This is a genomic window from Shewanella sp. 10N.261.52.F9 (genome assembly GCF_041471165.1).
GTDB lineage: Bacteria > Pseudomonadota > Gammaproteobacteria > Enterobacterales > Shewanellaceae > Shewanella > Shewanella marinintestina.
The window spans coordinates 73,600-95,813 of record NZ_JBFRNX010000006.1; the positions used below are offsets into that span (position 1 = coordinate 73,600).

21 protein-coding genes are annotated in these 22,214 nt (G+C 43.8%); 8 read left to right on the plus strand and 13 right to left on the minus strand.

All coding sequences use genetic code 11. From position 1 onward, the window contains the following. Positions 1 to 300 precede the first annotated feature (300 nt). The 3 genes from hutH to hutC form a co-directional block, all read right to left on the minus strand. The gene (hutH, locus tag AB4298_RS05050) at positions 301 to 1,833 is read right to left on the minus strand and encodes a histidine ammonia-lyase (protein WP_248999719.1); all 1,533 of its coding nucleotides are present in this window, start codon (positions 1,831 to 1,833) and stop codon (positions 301 to 303) included. Positions 1,834 to 1,873: 40 nt separating this feature from the next. Beyond that, the gene (gene hutU, locus AB4298_RS05055; protein WP_371985902.1) at positions 1,874 to 3,538 is read right to left on the minus strand and encodes a urocanate hydratase; all 1,665 of its coding nucleotides are present in this window, start codon (positions 3,536 to 3,538) and stop codon (positions 1,874 to 1,876) included. A 96-nt stretch (positions 3,539 to 3,634) separates the two neighbouring features. Continuing rightward, positions 3,635 to 4,339, minus strand: coding sequence for a histidine utilization transcriptional repressor HutC (gene hutC, locus AB4298_RS05060; protein ID WP_371985903.1), 705 nt, complete (start codon positions 4,337 to 4,339; stop codon positions 3,635 to 3,637). Positions 4,340 to 4,505: 166 nt separating this feature from the next. Between hutC and hutI the strand changes: the two genes are divergently transcribed. Next, a complete protein-coding gene (gene hutI / locus AB4298_RS05065) occupies positions 4,506 to 5,732 on the plus strand; it encodes an imidazolonepropionase (protein WP_371985904.1) in 1,227 nt (408 codons plus the stop codon). A gap of 583 nt (positions 5,733 to 6,315) precedes the next feature. Here hutI and AB4298_RS05070 read toward each other — a convergent pair. Further along, positions 6,316 to 6,930, minus strand: a complete 615-nt coding sequence (locus AB4298_RS05070) for a hypothetical protein (protein WP_371985905.1) — start codon at positions 6,928 to 6,930, stop codon at positions 6,316 to 6,318. A gap of 231 nt (positions 6,931 to 7,161) precedes the next feature. Here AB4298_RS05070 and AB4298_RS05075 point away from each other — a divergent pair, with 231 nt between their 5' ends. Both AB4298_RS05075 and AB4298_RS05080 read left to right on the plus strand, forming a co-directional pair. Further along, positions 7,162 to 7,338 (plus strand): hypothetical protein, encoded by a 177-nt coding sequence (locus AB4298_RS05075; RefSeq protein ID WP_371985906.1) that lies wholly within the window; start codon positions 7,162 to 7,164, stop codon positions 7,336 to 7,338. A gap of 172 nt (positions 7,339 to 7,510) precedes the next feature. Beyond that, positions 7,511 to 8,560, plus strand: coding sequence for a murein transglycosylase domain-containing protein (locus AB4298_RS05080; protein WP_371985907.1), 1,050 nt, complete (start codon positions 7,511 to 7,513; stop codon positions 8,558 to 8,560). A 249-nt stretch (positions 8,561 to 8,809) separates the two neighbouring features. Here AB4298_RS05080 and AB4298_RS05085 read toward each other — a convergent pair whose 3' ends face one another. After that, the gene (locus tag AB4298_RS05085) at positions 8,810 to 9,961 is read right to left on the minus strand and encodes an alpha/beta hydrolase-fold protein (RefSeq protein WP_371985908.1); all 1,152 of its coding nucleotides are present in this window, start codon (positions 9,959 to 9,961) and stop codon (positions 8,810 to 8,812) included. 33 nt (positions 9,962 to 9,994) lie between these two features. Further along, the gene (locus tag AB4298_RS05090) at positions 9,995 to 10,834 is read right to left on the minus strand and encodes a tetratricopeptide repeat protein (protein ID WP_248999727.1); all 840 of its coding nucleotides are present in this window, start codon (positions 10,832 to 10,834) and stop codon (positions 9,995 to 9,997) included. A gap of 255 nt (positions 10,835 to 11,089) precedes the next feature. Here AB4298_RS05090 and mtnC point away from each other — a divergent pair, with 255 nt between their 5' ends. Continuing rightward, a complete protein-coding gene (gene mtnC / locus AB4298_RS05095) occupies positions 11,090 to 11,770 on the plus strand; it encodes an acireductone synthase (RefSeq protein WP_248999728.1) in 681 nt (226 codons plus the stop codon). A gap of 61 nt (positions 11,771 to 11,831) precedes the next feature. On the opposite strand, the gene AB4298_RS05100 is transcribed toward mtnC, so the two are convergent. Next, a complete protein-coding gene (locus AB4298_RS05100) occupies positions 11,832 to 12,788 on the minus strand; it encodes a hypothetical protein (protein ID WP_371985909.1) in 957 nt (318 codons plus the stop codon). A 90-nt stretch (positions 12,789 to 12,878) separates the two neighbouring features. Continuing rightward, positions 12,879 to 13,628: a DUF4344 domain-containing metallopeptidase gene (locus AB4298_RS05105; protein WP_371985910.1), complete on the minus strand. Its 750-nt coding sequence runs from the start codon at positions 13,626 to 13,628 to the stop codon at positions 12,879 to 12,881. A 104-nt stretch (positions 13,629 to 13,732) separates the two neighbouring features. On the opposite strand from AB4298_RS05105, the gene AB4298_RS05110 reads away from it, so the two are divergent. Both AB4298_RS05110 and AB4298_RS05115 read left to right on the plus strand, forming a co-directional pair. Further along, complete coding sequence (locus AB4298_RS05110; protein WP_248999731.1) at positions 13,733 to 14,161, plus strand: acyl-CoA thioesterase; 429 nt, start codon at positions 13,733 to 13,735, stop codon at positions 14,159 to 14,161. 39 nt (positions 14,162 to 14,200) lie between these two features. Then, a complete protein-coding gene (locus AB4298_RS05115; RefSeq protein ID WP_371985911.1) occupies positions 14,201 to 14,449 on the plus strand; it encodes a GNAT family N-acetyltransferase in 249 nt (82 codons plus the stop codon). A gap of 43 nt (positions 14,450 to 14,492) precedes the next feature. On the opposite strand, the gene AB4298_RS05120 is transcribed toward AB4298_RS05115, so the two are convergent. The 5 genes from AB4298_RS05120 to AB4298_RS05140 all read right to left on the minus strand — a co-directional run bounded on the left by AB4298_RS05120 (position 14,493) and on the right by AB4298_RS05140 (position 19,802). Then, positions 14,493 to 14,909, minus strand: a complete 417-nt coding sequence (locus AB4298_RS05120; RefSeq protein ID WP_248999733.1) for an acyl-CoA thioesterase — start codon at positions 14,907 to 14,909, stop codon at positions 14,493 to 14,495. A gap of 240 nt (positions 14,910 to 15,149) precedes the next feature. Beyond that, the gene (locus tag AB4298_RS05125) at positions 15,150 to 16,946 is read right to left on the minus strand and encodes an AMP-dependent synthetase/ligase (protein WP_371985912.1); all 1,797 of its coding nucleotides are present in this window, start codon (positions 16,944 to 16,946) and stop codon (positions 15,150 to 15,152) included. A 292-nt stretch (positions 16,947 to 17,238) separates the two neighbouring features. Beyond that, complete coding sequence (locus tag AB4298_RS05130) at positions 17,239 to 18,543, minus strand: hypothetical protein (protein ID WP_248999735.1); 1,305 nt, start codon at positions 18,541 to 18,543, stop codon at positions 17,239 to 17,241. Next, positions 18,540 to 19,382 (minus strand): ABC transporter ATP-binding protein, encoded by an 843-nt coding sequence (locus AB4298_RS05135; RefSeq protein ID WP_371985913.1) that lies wholly within the window; start codon positions 19,380 to 19,382, stop codon positions 18,540 to 18,542. Before AB4298_RS05135 ends, AB4298_RS05130 begins: the two co-directional genes overlap by 4 nt. Before the next feature lie 45 nt (positions 19,383 to 19,427). Next, positions 19,428 to 19,802 (minus strand): GntR family transcriptional regulator, encoded by a 375-nt coding sequence (locus tag AB4298_RS05140; protein ID WP_248999737.1) that lies wholly within the window; start codon positions 19,800 to 19,802, stop codon positions 19,428 to 19,430. Positions 19,803 to 19,892: 90 nt separating this feature from the next. Here AB4298_RS05140 and AB4298_RS05145 point away from each other — a divergent pair, with 90 nt between their 5' ends. Both AB4298_RS05145 and AB4298_RS05150 read left to right on the plus strand, forming a co-directional pair. After that, a complete protein-coding gene (locus tag AB4298_RS05145) occupies positions 19,893 to 21,446 on the plus strand; it encodes an alpha/beta hydrolase (protein WP_248999738.1) in 1,554 nt (517 codons plus the stop codon). 10 nt (positions 21,447 to 21,456) lie between these two features. Next, complete coding sequence (locus tag AB4298_RS05150; RefSeq protein ID WP_248999739.1) at positions 21,457 to 22,191, plus strand: ABC transporter ATP-binding protein; 735 nt, start codon at positions 21,457 to 21,459, stop codon at positions 22,189 to 22,191. The last annotated feature ends 23 nt before the right edge of the window (positions 22,192 to 22,214 follow it).

Sequence of the window (22,214 nt, forward strand, 5' to 3'; positions counted from 1 at the left end):
AAATAAACCGAATAAAAAAAGCAAACACATCGACACGCACTCACTCACACATAGCGACTTACAAAGAGTTGCACAGCATATTGCACAATAAGACTATCGATATATTACTCACAATATTACACAGATGATTTTATTTTGAATTTAAATTAAAAATAATCCCGCACTACTTTTCCGTCAGCAACAAATTACTATCAAAGTCAGCTGAAAAAAACACCTAAGCATATTTTCACAGAGAGACAGCCAAAAAAAAGAGCCCGTAGGCTCTTTTCACTAATGATCTTATAACAGTCAATTAGCCACTTACAGGCTTGGCAAGATATCTGCTGGCAGGTAAGCGTTGTAGCTTGCGGTTAGCAGTAGATCTGTTGCCGCTTCGATATCTGGACCGAAGAAACGATCCTTATCGTAGTAAGTCACTAGCTCACGTAACTCGGCTTTTGCTTGTGCAACAGCCACACTTGGTTGTAATGGTGCACGGAAATCTAAGCCCTGCGCTGCAGCTAAAACTTCAACCGCCAGCACACCACGAGTGTTTTCCGACATGTCACGTAAACGACGCGCCGCGAAGGTCGCCATCGAGACGTGATCTTCTTGGTTAGCCGAAGTTGGTAAACTATCTACTGATGCTGGATGAGCGTAAGTCTTGTTCTCTGATGCCAATGCGGCGGCAGTCACCTGCGCAATCATAAAGCCTGAGTTTACCCCGCCATTTTCAACCAAGAACGGTGGCAGCTTAGATAGGTTTGAATCGATAAGTAGTGCAATACGACGCTCTGCAATCGAACCTAGCTCGGCAATCGCAATCGCCAAGTTATCGGCAGCCATGGCTACAGGTTCAGCGTGGAAGTTACCACCCGAAATAATATCGCCTGTGTCTTGGAACACTAATGGGTTATCAGTAACGCCATTCGCTTCAGTGCCTAGCACTTCTGCCGCATGACGGATTTGAGTCAAACATGCACCCAATACCTGTGGCTGACAACGTAATGAATACGGATCTTGTACCTTTTCACAGTTAACATGATCTAGGCTGATCTCAGACTCATCACCAAGCAAGTGACGGAACACTGCAGCTGAATCAATCTGACCTTTTTGGCCGCGAGCAGCGTGAATACGTGGATCAAACGGGCTACGACTGCCCATTGCCGCTTCAACGCTCATAGCGCCGATCACAGAGCTTGCTGCAAACAGATCTTCTGCGTTAAACAGGCCTTCCAGTGCCAATGCCGTTGACGCTTGCGTACCGTTAAGCAAGGCTAAGCCTTCTTTTGCAGCCAGTTCGATTGGCTTAAGCCCAGCAATTTCTAGACCTTCAGCCGCAGTGATTAGCTCACCTTGATAGCTCATCTCACCTTCGCCAAGTAGTGGCAAACACATGTGCGATAGCGGCGCTAAGTCACCCGATGCACCAACAGAACCTTTTTCTGGTACACATGGATAAACACCGGCGTTAACCAAGGCTATAAGGAAGTTGATCACCTCTAAACGAATGCCAGAGAAACCACGGCTTAGCGAGTTAATCTTCAATACCATCATCAAGCGCACTGTGGCATCTTGCATGTATTGGCCGGTACCTGCTGCGTGCGACAATACGATTGAGCGTTGCAGCAGCTGTAAATCATCAGCAGCAATCTTAGTGTTGGCAAGCAGACCAAAGCCGGTGTTGATGCCGTAAACCGTACGGCCTTCGTCCAATACTTGCTGCACTAAGCCAGCGCTAGTATTGATGTCAGCGATAGCGCTTTCGGCTAGTTCTAGTGTGACTTTACCGCGGCTAATTTCACGGATTTGCGCAAGGGTTAAGGTACCCGGAGTTAATACTAAATGACTCATTTAAATGCCTCTTATTCTTATACTGCTCGGTATGAGCGGCTTATAGCATTGGCAGGTCTAGGCCCTGCTCTTTTGCACAATTTTTAGCGATATCGTAACCTGCATCGGCGTGACGCATTACGCCCGTTGCAGGGTCATTCCACAGCACGCGACCTAAGCGCGCTGCCGCATCATCAGTACCATCAGCCACAATGACTACACCTGAGTGCTGACTAAAGCCCATACCTACACCACCACCGTGATGCAGCGATACCCAAGTTGCGCCACTTGCCGTATTCAGCAGTGCATTCATTAATGGCCAATCTGATACCGCATCAGAGCCATCAAGCATAGATTCGGTTTCACGGTTCGGGCTAGCAACAGAGCCAGAATCTAAGTGATCGCGACCAATCACTACTGGCGCAGAAAGTTCGCCATTTTTAACCATTTCGTTAAAGGCGAGTGCCAAACGAGCACGGTCTTTTAGACCTACCCAACAGATGCGCGATGGTAAACCTTGGAACGCAATGCGTTCACGTGCCATATCCAGCCAGTTATGTAGGTGTGGATTGTCAGGAATAAGCTCTTTTACTTTAGCGTCGGTCTTGTAGATATCTTCCGGATCGCCAGAAAGCGCTACCCAGCGGAACGGACCAATACCTTCACAGAACAATGGACGTACATAGGCAGGCACGAAACCTGGGAAGTCGAATGCGTTTTCAACACCTTCTTCAAATGCCATTTGACGGATGTTGTTACCGTAATCAGTCGTCGCCGCGCCTGCAGCTTGCAGTGCTAGCATCGCCTTAACTTGTACAGCCATTGACTGCTTCGCCGCTTTAACCACAGCAGCTTCGTCAGTTTTACGCATCTCGATGGCTTGCTCTAACGTCCAACCTTGCGGCAAGTAACCGTTTAGCGGATCGTGCGCCGATGTTTGGTCAGTCACCACATCTGGGGTAATGCCGCGCTCAACTAGCTCGGCAAATACGTCAGCCGCGTTAGCTAATAGACCAACAGAAACAGGCTTACCGCTCTTATTGGCTTCATCGATCATTGCCAACGCTTCATCAAGGGTAGTAGCTTTCTTGTCGACATAACGAGTACGTAGACGGAAATCGATGCGAGTCTCATCCACTTCACAGGTCAATACCGAGTAACCCGCCATAGTGCCAGCTAGCGGTTGCGCCCCCCCCATGCCACCTAGGCCGCCAGTTAAGATCCACTTACCAGCAGATGAGCCATTAAAGTGCTGCTTAGCCATAGCCACAAAGGTCTCGTATGTGCCTTGCACAATGCCTTGTGAGCCGATGTAAATCCAAGAACCCGCGGTCATCTGGCCATACATAGCCAAACCTTTTTTATCTAACTCATTAAAGTGTTCCCAGTTAGCCCAATGCGGTACTAGGTTTGAGTTAGCGATGATCACACGAGGTGCATTGCTGTGGGTTTTGAATACGCCCACTGGCTTACCCGACTGCACCATAAGCGTTTCGTCTTCTTCAAGACGTTGCAGTACTTCAACAATTTTGTCGTAGCATTCCCAGTCGCGGGCTGCACGGCCAATACCGCCATAAACCACCAAGTCTTCAGGACGCTCAGCTACATCTGGGTGTAGGTTGTTCATCAACATACGTAGCGGTGCTTCGGTCAGCCAGCTTTTGCAGCTTAGCTCTGTTCCTGTCGGCGCGATAATGCGGCGGCTTGGATCGTGTCTCTTATCCATCGGTACTACCTCGTTCAATTTGTTTTTATGTTTTTTTATCTGCTTGTGAAGCTTTTATATTTACTGCTTTGCTCTAAGAGCCGTGTGCAACTGGCGCTAACTAAACGTCAGATGACCACCTAATCTAAAACGACTTCCTGGGTGCACTAAACGTGCAAAACTAACCACACCTTGGCGCGACCAAGTGCGGCGAGAGATCTGTAAACACGGCTCAACAGCGGCAATTTCCAGCAGCGCCAGTTGAGCTATATCAGCCATTTTGGCTTCAATGGTGTGCTTAGCTTCAGTTAGCGGAGCCACCATCGACAAGTATTCGTGGGGAGTTTGCTTGGTAAAATCTTGGTCTAAATATTCAGGCACTAATCTAGGGTTAACGAAACGTTCTTCTAGTTGCAGCGGCGTACCTTGCTCGCAGTGCACTAATACTGATTGGTAAACTTGGCTGCCTTCTTCAAGCCCTAAGGCTATGGCAATCGCGCCGGTTGCGACTGTTTGCGTCAGCAGCACTTGCTGCACGCTATAACCATGACCACGGTCTTTTATCTCATCAGCAATATTGCGAATAGCCATCATCGAAGACTGAGTTTTAAGCCCTGCAACGAAAGTCCCTAAGCCTTGAGAGCGTTCTAACACACCCGACTCTGTTAACTCCGTTAATGCACGGCGTGCTGTCATACGACTGCAACTAAATAGTTCCGACAGCTGGTTTTCAGAAGGCACGCGGCTGTCTTCAGCCCATTCGCCTGATTCAATTTGCGTTAAAATGTATTGCTTGATCTCTTCAAATTTTGGCGTTGCCATTGGCCATCCTATTGTCGCTATCTTTAGGTGCTTTTTTGTTTAACGTGCTCAAAAACTCGGCTACAATCCTAGCTTGTATATACAAGTAAATACAAGCTAGCTCACAAATTATTTTTAGTGTTAGTATTCCTATACAGCAAAAAGCAACCAAAAAGAGAACTGCATCATGTCGTGGGATCAAGTCTGGATAGATATCAATATCGCTACAATGTCGCCAAATATTTCAGAGCCTTACGGTGCAATTACCGATGCAGCCCTTGCGGTTCAAGATGGTAAAATTGCTTGGGTCGGTAAACGCAGCGATCTGCCAGAATTTGATGTATTCGCCACGCCAATCTACAAAGGCAAAGGCGGCTGGATCACCCCGGGATTAATTGATGCCCACACTCACTTAGTGTTTGCCGGCAATCGCGCCAATGAATTTGAATTGCGCCTGCAAGGTGCCAGTTATGAAGAGATCGCTCGCAGTGGCGGTGGCATCATTTCAACCGTTAACGCCTGTCGTGAAGCCGACGAAGCTGAGCTATTTGAACTAGGCCGCCAACGCCTAAACGCACTGGCTAAAGAAGGTGTCACCACAGTGGAAATCAAGTCAGGTTATGGCTTAGATATCGAAACCGAACTGAAGATCCTCCGCGTTGCCCGTGAGCTAGGCAAACACCACCATGTGGATGTTAAAACCACCTTTTTAGGCGCGCACGCGATCCCACCAGAATATAAACATGATAGTGATGCTTATGTAGACTTAGTCATCAACGAGATGCTGCCGAAAGTCATTGCCGAAGATCTTGCCGATGCAGTCGATGTATTTTGCGAGAATATCGCCTTTAACCTTGAGCAAACCGAGCGTGTGCTAACCGCAGCAAAAGCTGCAGGGCTACAAATCAAACTGCACGCCGAGCAGTTATCAAATATGGGCGGTTCAGCCCTCGCTGCCAAGCTAGGCGCCAAGTCAGTGGATCACATTGAATACCTAGATGAAGACGGCGTAAAAGCACTAAGTGAAAGTGGCACCTGCGCCACGCTATTACCCGGCGCATTCTACTTTTTACGTGAAACCCAGCACCCGCCTATCGATTTACTGCGCAAATACAAGGTGCCTATGGTGGTTGCCAGCGACTACAACCCCGGCTCATCGCCACTTTGCTCAAGCCTATTGATGCTCAATATGGCCTGCACTTTGCTGCGTTTAACCCCAGAAGAAGCGCTAGCAGGCATGACCCGCAATGCTGCCAAAGCTTTGGGTATTGAGGATAAAGTCGGCGTTATTGAAGTCGGCATGGTCGCCGATTTCTGTATGTGGAATATCAGCACGCCAGCGGAACTGGCTTACACCTATGGTGTGGCCTCGTGTGTGGATGTGGTTAAGAATGGGCATCTCGTACACCAATGATGAGCTATGCCTGAGCGATGAGGCATGTTCATCGTTTTTGGCTTACTGTTTGGCCTCAGTGTTTACCTTTTTGGTGTGGCTTAAGGGTTCGGAGTCGCTAATGACTTAGCAGATCGCTGCTAAGTCTAAATGCTACCAATGACCTGCGGTCGGCGTATGTGTTCCAGCCATCTTCCTGTCTGATGACACAGGTGCTCCCAATAGAGTTTCTCAGTTGCGGTTCACATCTGATGCAACTAATTGCCTGCAGCAGGCGTATGTGCAGACGCTGCCGTGACACGCTGTTAATCCATCCCTGGAAGCTCGGCCATGACATCCATGTCATGGACGGTCACGGCCGCATCTGCACTGTGTTAGAAAGCATTACTCTCAGACTATTGCAGATTTAGTACGACTACTTGTTGCATAGGAGCAAATGTACAATGGATATAATCAGCAATCGCACAAGCTCCCAAGGGTTCACTTTAGACTTAAGCAGTTTAATTAGTTTACGCATATCACTTTACCTCTAATCAGCTATTTGATTGTTCTGTCAGTAATTATGCGTAAGGAAAAAAGCGAATAAACAGGGAAAATAAAAACTTTATTTTCCCTTCTTGATATTCTCCTTTAGCCATTTAATCCTATTTACCGAATTATTTTTATCCCACCAGTCATTAAACTGCTTTCTTCCTAGCGTATTTTCAGTTTCAGGACTTGCTATGACCCCTTCCCTATCGTCATATGTTTTTATCATTCTCAAAGCATCCTCAATGGTTCCTTTTTCTGTCATAGATTTAATGCTATTTCTAAAGTCTGAAGCTTTACCATGAAAAAACTGTTCAGTAACAGCGTGTTTTTTTCCTGTTATATAAAGAGCATATAAAGCAGCCCAATTTCTTTCCGTGTTTCTTTTTCGGCCTTGCTTTTGTTTAAACGGATTTTGACCACCCAAGTATTCTTTCAAGACTAAAGCGACTTCCTTATCTGCAGTTGTATATTCAGACTCAAACTCAAAGTTCTGAATGTTTTTATTCAAAAAGGCTTTTACATCTTCTCTATTTTCATCATATTGAAGTGAAATACTATCCGCTAATTCGCGTATAACCTTATCTCGCAACCCATTTAAGTTTTGGTACTTTTTTTCCGTCAGACGATCCGTAACCCAGCCTTCAACACGTCGCTTTAACCTGATTTTTTCTCTTTGTTCGTTATTCATTTTTAGCTCTGTATACCTGCGAGGTTTATCGTTATAAATTAAAAACATTCAAAGCGTGTCCAACCTAAGTTCTTGATATTAATTCTTCTAGAATTACTTTTGATATAAAAATCGCACCACGCTCACGGGAAACACCAATTCCCCATCGGAGTTGCCGAAGTGCGTAGATAACTCTTCACCTTCAAGAATGCCGTAGAACCATCATGGATGATGGTTCAGGCTCGGAGGGACATGGATGTCCCATCTGAGCCGTTAGGCGATTTTTATTGGAGCATGAGGATCAACAACTTCGTCGGGGCGGCAGGGACTCTTTATGAAAGAAATGGCCAAGAGGGGATTGCTGTTGATCGCCTTTTGGCCGAGTGTGAGCTGGAAGCTCACGACCTTTATCAAACGAAGTTTGATTAGCCGTAAATGTGGGATGGAATCCCACGACTTTGGTTGTTAGACGCAGTCTAGCTATAGAGTTCAGGCGTAGCCTGATAGCTCTATCAAAGTTTGAAAAATCAAACCTCAACTATGAGGCGGATAGCAAATACCAATGTATAATCAAAACATACCAACTCTAACCTGCTGATAAATGTCTAAATACTTATCCAAACTACTCATTGCGATCTGCAGCATAACCGCTATCACCATAGCGAATGTCGCTAGCGCTAATAGTAGTGAATTAGACCTAAACGACTACGAAGACGATGTCGCAGCACTGCTACAGGAATATCAAGGGCAAGACTCTTACTCACGACCTATCGTGCCATCGGTTTTGGTATATAAAGAAAGCGTGCAAGCCTCGACTTATGTCGACTTTAAACGGGGTTTGATCTTGGTAGAAACCCGCACTAAAGCGCAGCTTAAAGAAGCTGTCGTACAAGTATTATTAACCCAAATTGATCCAACTGTTATCGATGCACAAACCGCTGAAGACTTTGGCTTAATCAGCAAAAAGAAAAAGCCCTTCTTTTGGGGGCAGGTACTCGATAAAGACGGCAAAGCCATTGAGTTTGAATGGCGTGCATCACGCTATGCCGACTACCTAGTAAGTAAAAGCAAGCGCAGCAACTCACGCTTTCAAGTGGCTATCCACATGGTGAAAGAGCACACCACTATTGCCGGTAATAAGTATATTAACTATGCCCGCAATGCGAGCCGTAAACATGGTATTAGCACCGATTTGATCATGGCAATTATCGAGACTGAAAGCTCGTTTAACCCACTGGCGCGCTCACGCTCTAATGCGCTTGGTTTAATGCAAATTAAGGCCAATACCGCAGGGCGCGATTACTTCAACTTAATTCAAGGCTATAAGCATACGCCATCGTCGGCGTACCTTTATGATCCGGCGAAGAATATTGAGGTCGGTACAGGTTACTTAAAGATCCTTTCAAGCCGCTACCTTAAGGGCATCACTCACCCTAAAAAACGCGAATATGCGGTGATCTCTAGCTATAACGGCGGTGCGGGTAATCTATGGAAGAGCTTAGACTCACGCGGTAATCGCACCAAAGCGTTAGCACGGATTAATAAGATGACCGTTAGCGAGTTTTATTGGTTTCTGACTCATCGCCATAACCGCGAAGAGACGCGTAACTATTTGAAAAAGGTCAGTAGTCGACAGAAGAAATACCTGTAACAGCATCTAAATATCACTACAGCGCTAGCCACAAGGCTAGCATTTTAGTTTGCGCGAAATAAACACTAAAGCTTGCTATTCTGCTTAACCATAACAACCGCGAAGAAACCCGTAGCCAATTGAAGAACCGCCCGAAAAAAGTCAGCAGTCGAAAGAAGAGGTATCTCTAGCCTTACGGCTAAAAACTAAAACGATAGCCGCAGCTATCGTTTTCATTGCAATCAAAAATCAATCTTAGCAACTTACCTATTAAAGCTTGCTCTGCTGCTTATACTTAGCCAGCTTATTGTTGTACTTATTTTGATAAAAAGGATGATCAGTAATATCTAGAGCCAAGGTTTGATACTTAATCGCTAACTCTATTTCTCCTTGCTTGGCATAAGCCCCTGCAACTGCGTCATAGGCTATATAAGCTTGGGGATCATCACTAATCGCTACCTTATATACCGCAACAGCCTTACTTGGCTCTGTCTCCAGAAAAGAATCACCTAACTTAATCAATGAGCTAGTCGCAGGAACTTTAAAGCCGTACTTTTGCTCAGAAAGATACTGATAATGAGCTAAAATAGCATTAGTGCCTTGCTTAGAAACATCAGAATCTACAGCTAAAACTTTATGATAGTCATCAAATAAAGCTTCAATTGCGTAAGCTGTGGCAAGTACAGGTTGAGTCATATAATAACTGCCATCAAAACGCTTTATTTGGTAGTCCAATACCTGATTACTGTTCGTTTTGATTATGGTTTCCATTTTAGCAAACGACGCTAGTTGTCGTTGTTCAAAGCCGCTATCACTGGTGCTCATAAACAAGAATCGAGGCTTGCCCTGCATTGCGGCAAGCTTTTTAGGCGCATCTTTAATAACGTAGGCAAAATCTTTACTAAGAACAGGGCTTGCGACAAAATAGGCATTAAATAACTGTGGACGATTGAGCAAAGTGTACAGCCCGAGACCTGCATTACCTGTAAAGCCATTTAGAATTTTAAAGCCGTTAGTGCGGTAATTTTTATCTATAGCTGGCAGTAGATCTTGTTCAAGATAATCTAATAGCTTTTGATTACCTTGCTCTTCAATAGCTAATGCTTTTAACTCTCCTAACCCTTTATGGCCATCAGGCGCAGTAACGATAATAGTCTCTAACCAAGGCCAATCACCGTTATGGCTCATCCAATCATGCATACCAGCGAGCAACGCTTGGCTTCTAGGATGAAAATCAAATAATACGACATACTGCTTATTTGTTTTTTTGCCATAGCTAGGTGGCAAAGTCACTTTAAACTCTGCTGGCTCGATTAAATCGGAAGTCACGTTCAGTGTTACAAGTGCAGTATTGTGTTCATCTGCAATTGAAAAAGCAGAAAGACTCAAGCCAACAATTAGAAAAAATATCCGTTTAATCATTAAAAATATCCATATTTGAATTTATCGTATGACTTACCAAGTCGACATAAGGAAGTCTCTTATACGATCTCTGTCAGTTTCTGCATTACACGAAATCATTTCACCACATGATCTTCCTCTCAGCATGGTGCCTGTTCCAGGAGTAGCATCTGGAATATTTCTTCTCAATAAAGCAATATGATAAACAAACACTTCTTCTAGCTCAGGAGCTCTGACTTCTATGACTTCCATTTCACCTGTTGGTGCGAGAATACGACTAGAGTTACCGTCATTATTTTTCTGCTGTTTTTTGGCCAAAGTAGCGCGATTTTTTAACTGCATATCTAACTGAATAGCACTTAAATCTGACAATAGATCTACGGTATCAGGGTGCTCAGCTTCATAAGATTTTGATAAATAGGACTTTGCTTTTGCAATATCTTTTTCAACAATGTCCCCCTCCAAATACAGCATACCAAGTAGGTGGGCCGCCTCCGCCAAATCAGAGCGATTAGCGCTTCGTAAATACCTCATCGCTTTATCTACATCTTGATGTTCACCATCTTGGAGATAAATAATCGCCGCTTTATATTCAGCAAAAGGATTGTTGTATTTAGCCGCACGTCGATACCATTTTGTTGCCAAACGCATGTCGACCTCAGTGCCGTAGCCGAGTCGATACATTTCCGCTAGCGTATACATAGCATCAGAATGCCCATAACGAGATAAGGTTTTATACTCTTGAAAATTCTTTTCACAGTCAGCCATTTCACATGGTTCAACCATAATAGAGATAGAGCTAACCTTTACTTTGGCAACCGCATTAGCCATAAAAAAAGGTAATGTCGATACCGTCATAAAGAAACAAAAATAAGTTATATATCCTAGTCGCATATTAAAACTCCTTCCCTTGAGCTTTTTACGTAAAAAAAAGTATGATATTTAACCAGCCAAGTGTCAAATATCATACTGAATTAACTATGCCAAAATATTCGCCGCATCTATTAGGGTGCATGTGATAATTACACTAGCCAAAGCAAGTAATTCAGCTTAGGATCTGAGCAATAACAGATCTCGACTAATTAGAATAACCAATCAAGTTGAATCAGTATGATTGGTACAATGTACATTGCGGAGTGACCAAATATTATGGGTATCAGAGCCATTGTTGTAGATACAGCCGGTACGACTACTGACCTTAACTTTATTGAAGATGTACTTTTTCCATATTCAGCTAAGGCCTTACCCGCTTTTCTTGAAGAAAATAAAGATAATGTACTTGTAGATAACTGCATTTGTGACGTGCAAGATATTGCGCTTGAGCCTGATGCAAATCTTGCTCGCGTGACTGAAATTTTGCTGCAGTGGATTGAAGAAGATCGTAAAGCCACACCACTGAAAACTTTACAAGGTTTAATCTGGAAGCAAGGCTATGCCAATGGAGAGTTTAAAGGCCATATCTTCCCTGATTTTATCGAAGCACTTGATGGTTATAAGCAGCAAGGTCTGCGTGTTTATAGTTTCTCTTCTGGCTCAGTCGAAGCCCAGAAAATGCTATTCAGCCACAGTGATGCGGGCGATTTAACTGACAAGTTTAATGGCCATTTTGATACCCGTACAGGCAACAAACGTTTCAAACAAGCTTACTGTAATATCGTCAATACGATTAGCCTTAGCCCGAAGCAAATCCTATTTGTATCTGACGTGCTCGAAGAGTTAAAAGCAGCTAACGAAGCAGGCTTAAACGTTGTACAAATGGTACGTGATGACAGCCAGCGCACTGGCGACTTTAAAATCATTACTAACTTTGCCGAGTTAAAGATCGACTAATAACTAGCGAATTAACATATAAAAAAGGGCCTCGATGGCCCTTTTTTATTATTTTTTGAAATCAACTATCAGCAGGAAATGCAGGTGAAATACACTTTTTCACCTCAAAGCGAAACCCATCTTGTTGTGCTTCATCTTGATAGATTTCCATTATTTCATAATCGTTTAACTCAACAACTCTTGAATCGACACTTTTTTGGCAACGAGACTTACTGTCAGCTTCAAACTCAAATGCAAACAGAGCAATCATCTGCCGTACAAAGGATTGATATTTATAGCGGGTTTGCAAATATTCATCTTGAAATTCTTGCTCAGCAGTCCCTACATCTGTATTCACCGTAATCAAAGGTTGCTCAACACCTACCGAGATGTCTGAGGTTAAATTTCTCTTTAAAGCTTGGCCATCCAGCTCTGGCACAATATATAAAACTAAATGTACCAACAGACCAGTGGCTAACATCAATCTAAGTAACCAGGTGGTTTTTTGAAAGTGTGCATTTTGAGTTAATTGCGGAAGTGCTATACCGATAGGTTTTAAGAAAATAAATAACACAAAATAAAATGGCACCAGCAGCTGAGCAGCTAGAATCACCAATGCGGTAATAAACACGAACCAAACAGGAATATATAGTAAAATCGCTAAATTATGGGTGTAAGCAAAATGTGTTGCCGACACGCCAATAACATCATTAACGACCCCGCCAGCCCAGCTCAATGCAAAATTAGCAACCACAGCATAAAACAGTAACAACAAAGCCTTACCCATTAAGCTATGCCAAATTCGCTCAAATAGAGGCAACAACTCGATAGCTAGCGCCAATACTGTTATCGCGGCTACCCAAGAAAAAGAGTCAGAAAAAATAGCGAGCAGAAATGCGAATAAATAGAGGTATTGAGCAAAGGTCAATATGGACAGCTTTTGACCCAAGCTCGAGAATTGCTGGTACAAGTCCTCAAACGAAGCACCTATATCCGTCACTACCCTTGGCATTTTTATTATTTTTTTTGTTGCCGTCATTGAAGTTGCTAATCCATGCAAGTGAAATAACGTTCAACAATAAACGCTTTTTAACAATTCACCAACACTAGAGCGAGTCTATCAACCTATTTATTTAGCCGAATTACGACGTATTAACCTATCCCAGTTATCGCTTTGACGTGCATATTCTTGTTGGCACATTGCCGCCCTATCCTCTCTCTGGGCAGAATCTTGTAATAGAGCTGCATATTTGGCGGGATCACTGCCATAAATTAAACAAACGGTTGAGTGGTAGCGCTGAGCATCTAAACTATGTTCGCCACTAAAATCATCTTCAACCAACTCATCAATTTCTTCATCTTCTAGTGCAAATAGGTCTGCAGCACTTAACGCGATCTCTGCACCATTTTCAAATGCATTAATGAGTAAAAGAGTTGCTAAGGTATCAACGGCATCCTCTTCACGGCCAAGTATGATTACCTCATTAGCATAGAGATATGCATGACCATATTCATGGCCTAGAGTATGTAGAATGGCATCTTGAGTCGCCTCTTTTGGGCTGACTCCGGTTACTTGATAATTATCATTGGTAAATCGATTAAGCACTTCAGTGACAAAGTGATAAGGAATTTGAATCTGCATCAACTCAGGATCAAATAAAGGTCCATCTTGAGCCCCATAAACAACAGTTAGCTGATGTTCCATAGGCAGTACTAGATAAAGCTGTTGTAACTGCGGCTCAATCTTTTTAATTAATCGATATGCCTGCACCTCTTGTCGAGTTTCAGTCTCAATAAATCGATTAACGGTAGCGGCTTTGCAGCTTTGGCCAAAACAAAGCAATACGCCGACAGCCAACACTTTTAAAATTCTTTCCATATAACCCAAGTTACCCTTACCTTGTTGCCAGCCAAACATGCTGTTATGCTGACTAAAAGTTAAACACTTGTTTAAATATCAATATAAAATCACTAGAGATCATTATGGACAACTTTCTCAAGCAATTCCCAATTAACACTCAAATTGTTGTTGCATGGGGCGAAATGGATGCCCTACAGCACGTCAATAATGTGGTTTATTTTCGCTACTTTGAAACTGCTCGCATCGACTTTTTCAATCAAATAAACCTACTTGATGAGTTACAAAAAACAGCCGTAGGCCCTGTGATAAGCGAAAATCAGGCTCGCTACAAACGCCCTGTTACTTTTCCAGATACCTTAACCGTAGGCGTCAGTATTAGTGACATTAAAGATGACCGGTTTATGATGCACTACAGTGTGTATAGTCAAAGCCAAAAAGCAGTCACAACAGTGGGTTCATCACAGGTGGTAATGTTTAACTTTAAGACAGGGCAAAAAGCCAAGCTTACGCCAGCATTAATCGATGCTTTGCAAACCTATGAGCAAGCTTAGAGAGCTCATAAACTAAAGCACCGCATATAGGAGTCTTAGATGACTGAAGTGACCCACCTAACTAATGAAAGCCGTTTTGTGATTAATCTTGATGGTGCTCAAGCCGTATTAGCCTATGAGCTTTATGATAATAGCTGTAACTTTAACAACACTTATGTGCCACCAGAGCTTCGGGGCAAAGGCTTAGCAGAAAAGCTAGTTCGCCATGGCTTAAAATGGGCTAAGACACAGCAATTGGAAGTTGAAGCGAGCTGCTGGTATGTACAAAAGTTTTTAAAAACCAGCTAACACTCACTTCCACCTAACAAATACGGTTAACAGCCTTAGACATTTACACCGCGAGCGACTCGCCTGTTAACAGTGCCAATTGCTCACGAATACTCTCGCTCAATGGCTGGCTTTTTTCACTCGAATAGTCGTAATGCACCATAGTAGTTTGTGCTTCTGCGGTCTTTTTACCGTTTTGCCAGCAACTTTGAGTTAGCTCAAAACTGCTATTACCGATCTTGCTAACCCAAGTTTTCACTTCAACATCACTTGCAAAATAAGTCGGTGCATTAAAGCCAATAGTAAAACCTGCCACAATCAGGTTCCACTTCGACAAATCTTGTGTCGGATTAAAGATCTTAAAAATAGGCTCGCGAGCCGCCTCAAACCAAACTGGGATCACTGTGTTATTTATATGACCTAAGGCATCAGTTTCACAGAACCTTGGTTGTAGAGTTAAGTTAAATGCTGTTTCAGACACAGGTAACAGTCCTTATTGTTATTATTATCAATTTGTCTTGTCATCATTCTACCGATAAATGACACACAGAGAAGAGCTTAGCCCTCAATCTATCATGCACAAATGGAAGCTAACTAGTCCACAGGCATAAATACCAACACTATCCGTCCATGGGCTTTTACACAAAGACTGGCATAAATGTTCCAGACATAAAAAAGGCACGCTAATGCGTGCCTTTCTATTAAAATCTTTTAGCCAGTATTAACGGCTATACATCTTGTCGATTTCACGTGCGTACTTGTTGTAAATCACTTTACGACGAAGCTTCATGGTTGGGGTAATTAGACCCGCTTCCATTGAAAATGCATCCGGCAACAAGGTGAACTTCTTAATCTTTTCAAAGCCTGCTAGCTCGCTCTGTAGTGTCTTAAGACGTTGCTCAAAATGTTCAACCACATGAGTATGACGCAACAGATCTAACTGTGACTCATAGTGGACGCCTTTTTCTTTTGCCCACGCTTCTAGCGACTCAAATGCCGGAACAATAAGCGCTGTTACGTAGTTACGTGCATCAGCAACAATTGCAACTTGTTCGATGAATGGGCAACAACCCACTTTACCTTCAACTCGTTGCGGTGCAATGTACTTACCGTTCGAAGTTTTCATCAGCTCTTTGATACGGTCAGTGATAAACAAGTTGCCATTATCATCGATACGACCTGCATCGCCAGTTTTTAGCCAACCATCTTCAAATGCTTCTGCAGTTTCCTCTGGACGATTGTAATAGCCACGCATCACCGTATCGCCACGAACTAAAATTTCGTTGTCTTTACCCAGTTTAATTTCAACTTCTGGTATTGCCTGACCATTTGAACCCGGTACACGGTTACCTAAAGTATTACAGGTTGCTGTAGCAGTAGTTTCGGTCATACCGTAACCACACAAAACCGGCACATCAATACTTTGGAAGAAAGCGCTAACATTTGGATCCAGTGCAGCACCACCACAAGGCATAAACTTAAGGCGACCACCTAATACTTGCTTAAGCTTACTGAAAACCAGCTTATCGGCTAGTTTCCACTGCAGGCTTAAGCCTAAAGAAGCTTTATGACGACCTTGACCAACTTCAGACTGTTTATGACCAACAGACATCGCCCAAGTGAACATCTTCTGACGCATTTCAGGGGCTTTGATTACTTTATCTTGTACAGCACTGTACACTTTTTCCAAGAAGCGTGGCACCACGCAAAGTGTATGTGGACGCACTTGTACAATCGCTTCTTTAACCGCCATAGGGTTAGACAAGTAAACGTTATGGCCACCACGTGATAATACGTAGAAGCTCCAACCGCGCTCAAAAACATGGCTTAACGGTAAGAAAGCTAAAGACACATCACCAGGTGTGAATGGTAAAAAGTTATCGTGTTGGCGCACCATAGACGCGATGTTACGGTAATCCAGCATCACACCTTTTGGATCGCCTGTCGTGCCTGAGGTATAAATCAGGGTCAGCAGATCATCTAGGTTTGTGTCACCTAAACGCTTAGTTAGCTCAGCATCTGCAGCCTCATCAACTTCACGTTCAAGTAATTCGTCTAAATAGAAATGGTTTTGTGGATCTTGTAGCTCAACAGATTTATTGAACACCACTATTTTGGTCAAGCTGTCACACTGACTCATCAAATCGCAAGCCATTGCGTAATGCTCTGCATCCCCAACAAAAATCAGCTTTGCTGCTGCATCATTAACGATATAAGCCGCCTGCTCCATCGTGCTTGTTGGGTAGATAGGCACAACAACAGCTTTAGCTTTCAATAGGCCTAAGTCGGCACAGGTCCACTGTGGGCAGTTCTGCGACAAAATAATTGCGCGGTCTTGTGATTCAATACCAAATTGGATCAACACTCGTGCAATTTTAGAGGTAATAGTATCAAATTGAGCCCAGCTCACTTGATGCCAAGGCGCTAAAGTTTCGAAGCCTTCAAGTGCAGTCGCATCGCCAAGTGCTTGGCTCTGTTGCTGTATTAATCGTACTACGTGATATTGCTCGAGCGACATAAAATAGCTACCTTTTAGCTTACAAGTGTTCCGCTTTGACGCAAGTTTACTCGAAGAAACTCTAAACACTAAGAGTTTTTGCTCTATTTTTGTTAACTCAAACACAAAAAAAGGCCGTCCTGAGATGTCGACGGCCTATATTTAACAACTATTCTTTTAAGCTAAGTATCTTAATTAAAAAACAAATAATTTATTAACAGCTGTACATTTTAGCTCTGATTACTCACGCAACAAATCAGATTAAATTTTAATCATCTTTATGTTTTTAACCGTTATCATGGCCGTATTAAAACTATGATTGTAGTAAATCACCACGCCATAAACGGTACTTTGCCAAGCCCAAAGCAAATAAAGAAACAGCCAAAAATAGCAAATCCCATTGCACTAAACTCCATACCTGTTGACCAATTTCAACATCGGATAACCCTGCGGAAACCCAGCCCGAAAGTAAGCCAACCAGAAAAATTACCCCAGAGATCTGCAAAGATGTTCGACACATAGAACCAAAAGCTAAAGTTGCGGCACAGCCAAAACATGTCGTTAAAACAATATGCAGCCAAATGGATAGGCTAATCATTGGGTTTAATAAACTCACTAAACTTGCGGTAACCACCATGCTTACAACCAAAATAGCCAGTAATCGATATTGTCCTTGCATAAACGCATTTATCATACCTTGCTTGCCATCAAAGCCTGGTAGTACAAATAAGCTTTCAACTGAACGCCAACGCTGAATACGGGTCCAGTGCAACATGCCACATAGGATACAATTGAACTGCACCAGTAAAATCAAAACTGGAAACGGTGTCTCTAAATAATGCGTAACAACAGCCAGCAACAAGGTAAACAACGGCATGGCTATAATCATGATGCTAAACACCGGACCAATAAAATAGTTAGCTGGGTGCAAGCTGCGTTCAAGACGGTTTAATAAACTAAATGACTGCGGTGAAGGCAACCAAAACCACCCCATCTCTAAGCCATTTAAATACACGGCACGGGCTTTACTATTCCACCCTAAAGCAAACAGCTTACGCCATAAAATTATTGCTGAAGCCACAATAACAAGTAGCATTATCAAGCCTGCCCATGACGGCAGCAAGTCAGTTAAATAGGGCGCCATAGGTAGGGAGATATACAGCAAGAATGACAAATGAAACGCATTGCTCTTAGTTAGGCTTAAGTATAAAAAGCCTAAGCCAAAAAGCAGTGTTAATTGTAACTCGGTTATTTTTTCAAGCGCATTATGTGCGACTAAAAATACTAAGGCGATGATCAGGCTGACAGTCAGTAGCATAGCAGCCTGCAACAACACGCTTTGCCGATACTGTGGTACTAAACTCGCCCATTCCGTTGCCGCTAACCGGTTCATCTGCCAAGCAATTGCGACACAGGTTGAGGCAACAAACATGTTCATCAATAAGATTAAGGTATCGACTTTACGTTCTGCATCGTCCGGCAGCAAAAAAGGTAAGCCGATTGCCATAACTAAACCCAAGAAGCCAACGCCAATAAAGCTGGCACAACCTAGATCAAACACCCATAAACGCAAGCAGCCCTTTAACCATTTACCCGAACGAATAAACGCCCAACTCATGAGTGTAGCTCCATGAAGAGTTGTTCAAGGTTAAGTGACTCAGCACTAATCAGTCCGTCAAACTGCTGCTGATAGTTATCCACCAGCACCTTATTACCATTACGATTCAAAACGCTTAGCTCTGCCGGTAATTGAGTCCCCTCTTTCAAACTCAGTAGTTGCACCTGCTCTCGAAGTTCATCAATCTCTTTAAACAGTACTAATTCACCTTTTTTAATCAATGCTAAATGGCTGGCAACACGTTCAAGATCTGAGGTGATATGAGAAGAGAAGAGCACACAAGAGCCTGATTCGATCGCGAGATCAAACAGATCTGCCATAAATTTACGTCTTGCTATGGGATCTAAACTTGCGACGGGTTCATCTAAGATAAGGAGTTTAGGACGGTAAGACATGGCCATGATGAGCGCCAAGGATTGGCGTTGACCTACAGATAAGCGCTGCACTTGCTGCTTAGGTTCAAGATCGAAACGTTGCAACCACTCCTTCTCTAATGCCATATCCCAATCGGGATAAAAGCTACGGTGTAAATCAAGCGCCTTTGCTACGCTAAAACCTTCGTAACCAAAAGGTTGCTGCGGTACATAGCCTATTTGGGTTTTGAGCTTTGAGCTTAAGTCTTTCACTGAACTCCCGAGCACGCTTACCTCGCCCAAAGAGGGTTCGATAATTCCCAGAGCACAGCGCATTAAGGTCGATTTACCTGCCCCATTTTGGCCGAGTAACCCAACTACCATGCCAGGATATAACTGCAGACTCAGTGACGTTAACGCATTCTGGCCGTCAAAATCTTTGCTAACCTCGGTAAAGGCCAACGTCGGTGCTTGCTTCATTTCCATCGAAAATTGTCCTTTGGTCTTACTTTTCGCTTAGCGAGATCCGGCTTACTTTTGCCAGCGTTCTCCTACTAGGGCTTGCAGCCCATTCAAATCAATCCCCAATTGCTGCGCCTGTTTAATGAGTGCATCTACAGGCGTAATCAATAATTGGTTGCTATTACTAGCTTCATTTTGCGCTTTTAGTGCCACTCGTGTGGGCTGACCACGTCGGCGCTCCAGCCAACCTTGCTCTACAAGTTGCTGAATAGCGCGCGATACCGTCATCGGGTTCACGGTTAGATGCTCAGCCATCTGCCGTACTGATGGCAGTACCTGTTCACTTTGCAGTTGGCCCCCCACAATCAAACGTACAATCTGCTCGCTTAATTGTCGATAAATGGGTTCACCACTACTAGGGTTGACATTTAGTTGTTCTAACATTAGCCTTTAGTCACTGTATTAATACATTGATACACCGATACAGTACAAAGTTAACATAGATACGCTAAATTGCAAAAAGGAATCAGTATCATGCTTCATGGAATGTACTCTCAATTATGCGCTCGGGTAACACCTGCATTATGGCGCCACAAGCCAGCAGTCATTGCTGTGCTACTAGGAGCAGGCTTGGCTATTCCTTCTGCACAAGCTGACACCCAAACGGCGGTAGCAACCTCAAACGACCAACAGGCGTGCTATGTAGACGGTTTATCTGAGCAGATGCAATGCGGCTCTATCTCAGTTCCTGAAAATTATGCCAAACCTAATGGCAAACAGATCCAAATTCATTACGTGGTTATGCCGTCCACCAAGCCCAACAATAAGTCCGAAGCCTTACTCGCTATCGCAGGCGGTCCTGGGCAGTCAGCGATTGAAAATGCTAAAGGCTTCGATCGCATGCTTAGCAAAGTGCGCCAAACAGAAGATGTCATTCTTATTGACCAACGCGGTACTGGCCAATCAAACCCGTTGCAATGCATTGGCGACGGCTTTGAAAGTGCGCTAGCAGTTAACGAAAGTGATTTTGACACCCGAGTTGAAACTCAAAAATGTTTAGATGAACTTGATGCCGATGTGACTCAATATGGCAGTTTAAGTGCACTTAAAGACTTCGAAGCAGTAAGACAGCACCTTGGCTACCAAAAATTGCACCTATATGGCGTATCTTACGGCACACGTATGGCTCAGCTGTATATGCGTCATTATCCACAAAGCCTAGCTACGGTAACTTTGGACGGTGTAGTCCCTATGCAGCAAAGTGTATTAGCCATTGGCAACGCCATCGCTAGAGCATTCGATTTGTTAGTTGAAGATTGCGCTAACAACACTCTTTGCCATACACAATTTCCTGACCTTAAAAGCGATCTTGAAAAAGTCGATGCAGAGCTAGCAATGGCGCCCAAAATTAGCCAAGTACCGGATCCATTAACTGGCGAACTCACTCAATTGACCTTAACCCGCAGCAAGTTTAAAGGCTCGCTACGTATGGCCTTGTATTCTCCAAGTACCCGCTCACTTATTCCCCATGCGATTCATCAAGCAGCTAATGGCAATTTCCAGCCTATTACCGGCCTCTACGCTATGGGGATTGATAACGCCGGTATCGCTATGGGTATGCATGCCTCAGTAGTATGCGGTGAAGATTGGCAACGCATTACCCCAGAATTACGCGCTAAAACCAATGAAAGCTACTTTGGTCAAGAGATGCTAAAAACTTTTGCAGAGTCTTGTGCGGTATGGAATATGCCAGCGGTAGATGCCAGCTTTAGCCAACCCATTGCCAGCGATATTCCAACTTTACTGCTATCAGGTGAGTTAGACCCTGCTACGCCACCAAGCTGGGGGGAACTCGCCATGGAAAAACTCAGTAATGCCAAGCACTTTGTCGCACCTTATGCAACCCACGGTGTGGCATATCAGTCTTGTGGTAATGACCTAATCGCCGAATTAGTTGAACAAGGCTCGGTAGCAGAATTAGACGCTGAATGCCTAAGTGAGGATATTCGCCGCAATTTCTATCTCAATGCCAGCACGGTAGAAGCTATTCCAACTGATGCAGACGAACAAACAGCCCTGAATAAGTAAGGAAACGACCATGATACAAGTATCAAATTTATCAAAACACATCGGAGATGTGCAGGCGCTGAACGATTTAAGTTTCTCTGCGCTTGATGGCCAAATTACGGGGCTACTCGGCCCTAATGGCGCAGGTAAAACCACCTGTTTACGTACCGTATTTGGCCTATTAAAACCTGACCAAGGTAACGCTGAAATTGATGGTATCGATATCGCAGTGTCACCGGTTGCCGCTAAGCAGCAATTAGGCTTGTTCCCTGACCCTTTTGGTTTATATGAGCGTTTAACCCCACGGGAATATATTAGCTATTTTGCCGAGCTCAATGGCTTATCGCGCAAAGAGGCAAAAATCGCCACCAGCAATGTGATTGAACGATTACACCTTGCCGATATTGCCGACAGACAGTGCAAAGGCTTTTCGCAAGGTCAGCGAATGAAAACTGCATTGGCACAAGCCATAGTGCATCAGCCAACCAATATCATTCTTGACGAACCAACCCGCGGTTTAGATGTCATGAGCACCCGTGTACTACGTGATATTTTGCGCGACCTTAGAGACCAAGGCCACTGTGTATTATTTTCCAGCCATGTGATGCAAGAAGTTGCTGCGCTTTGTGATCAGGTGATTGTAATGGCTGAAGGGCGTGTCGTGGCAGTAGGTAGCCCTGATGCGCTTTGCCAACAAACAGGAAAAGCATCACTCGAAGATGCCTTTATTCAATTAATTGGCACCGACGAAGGCATTGCAGCCTAATTAAGGCTGATAAAAGGATTTTA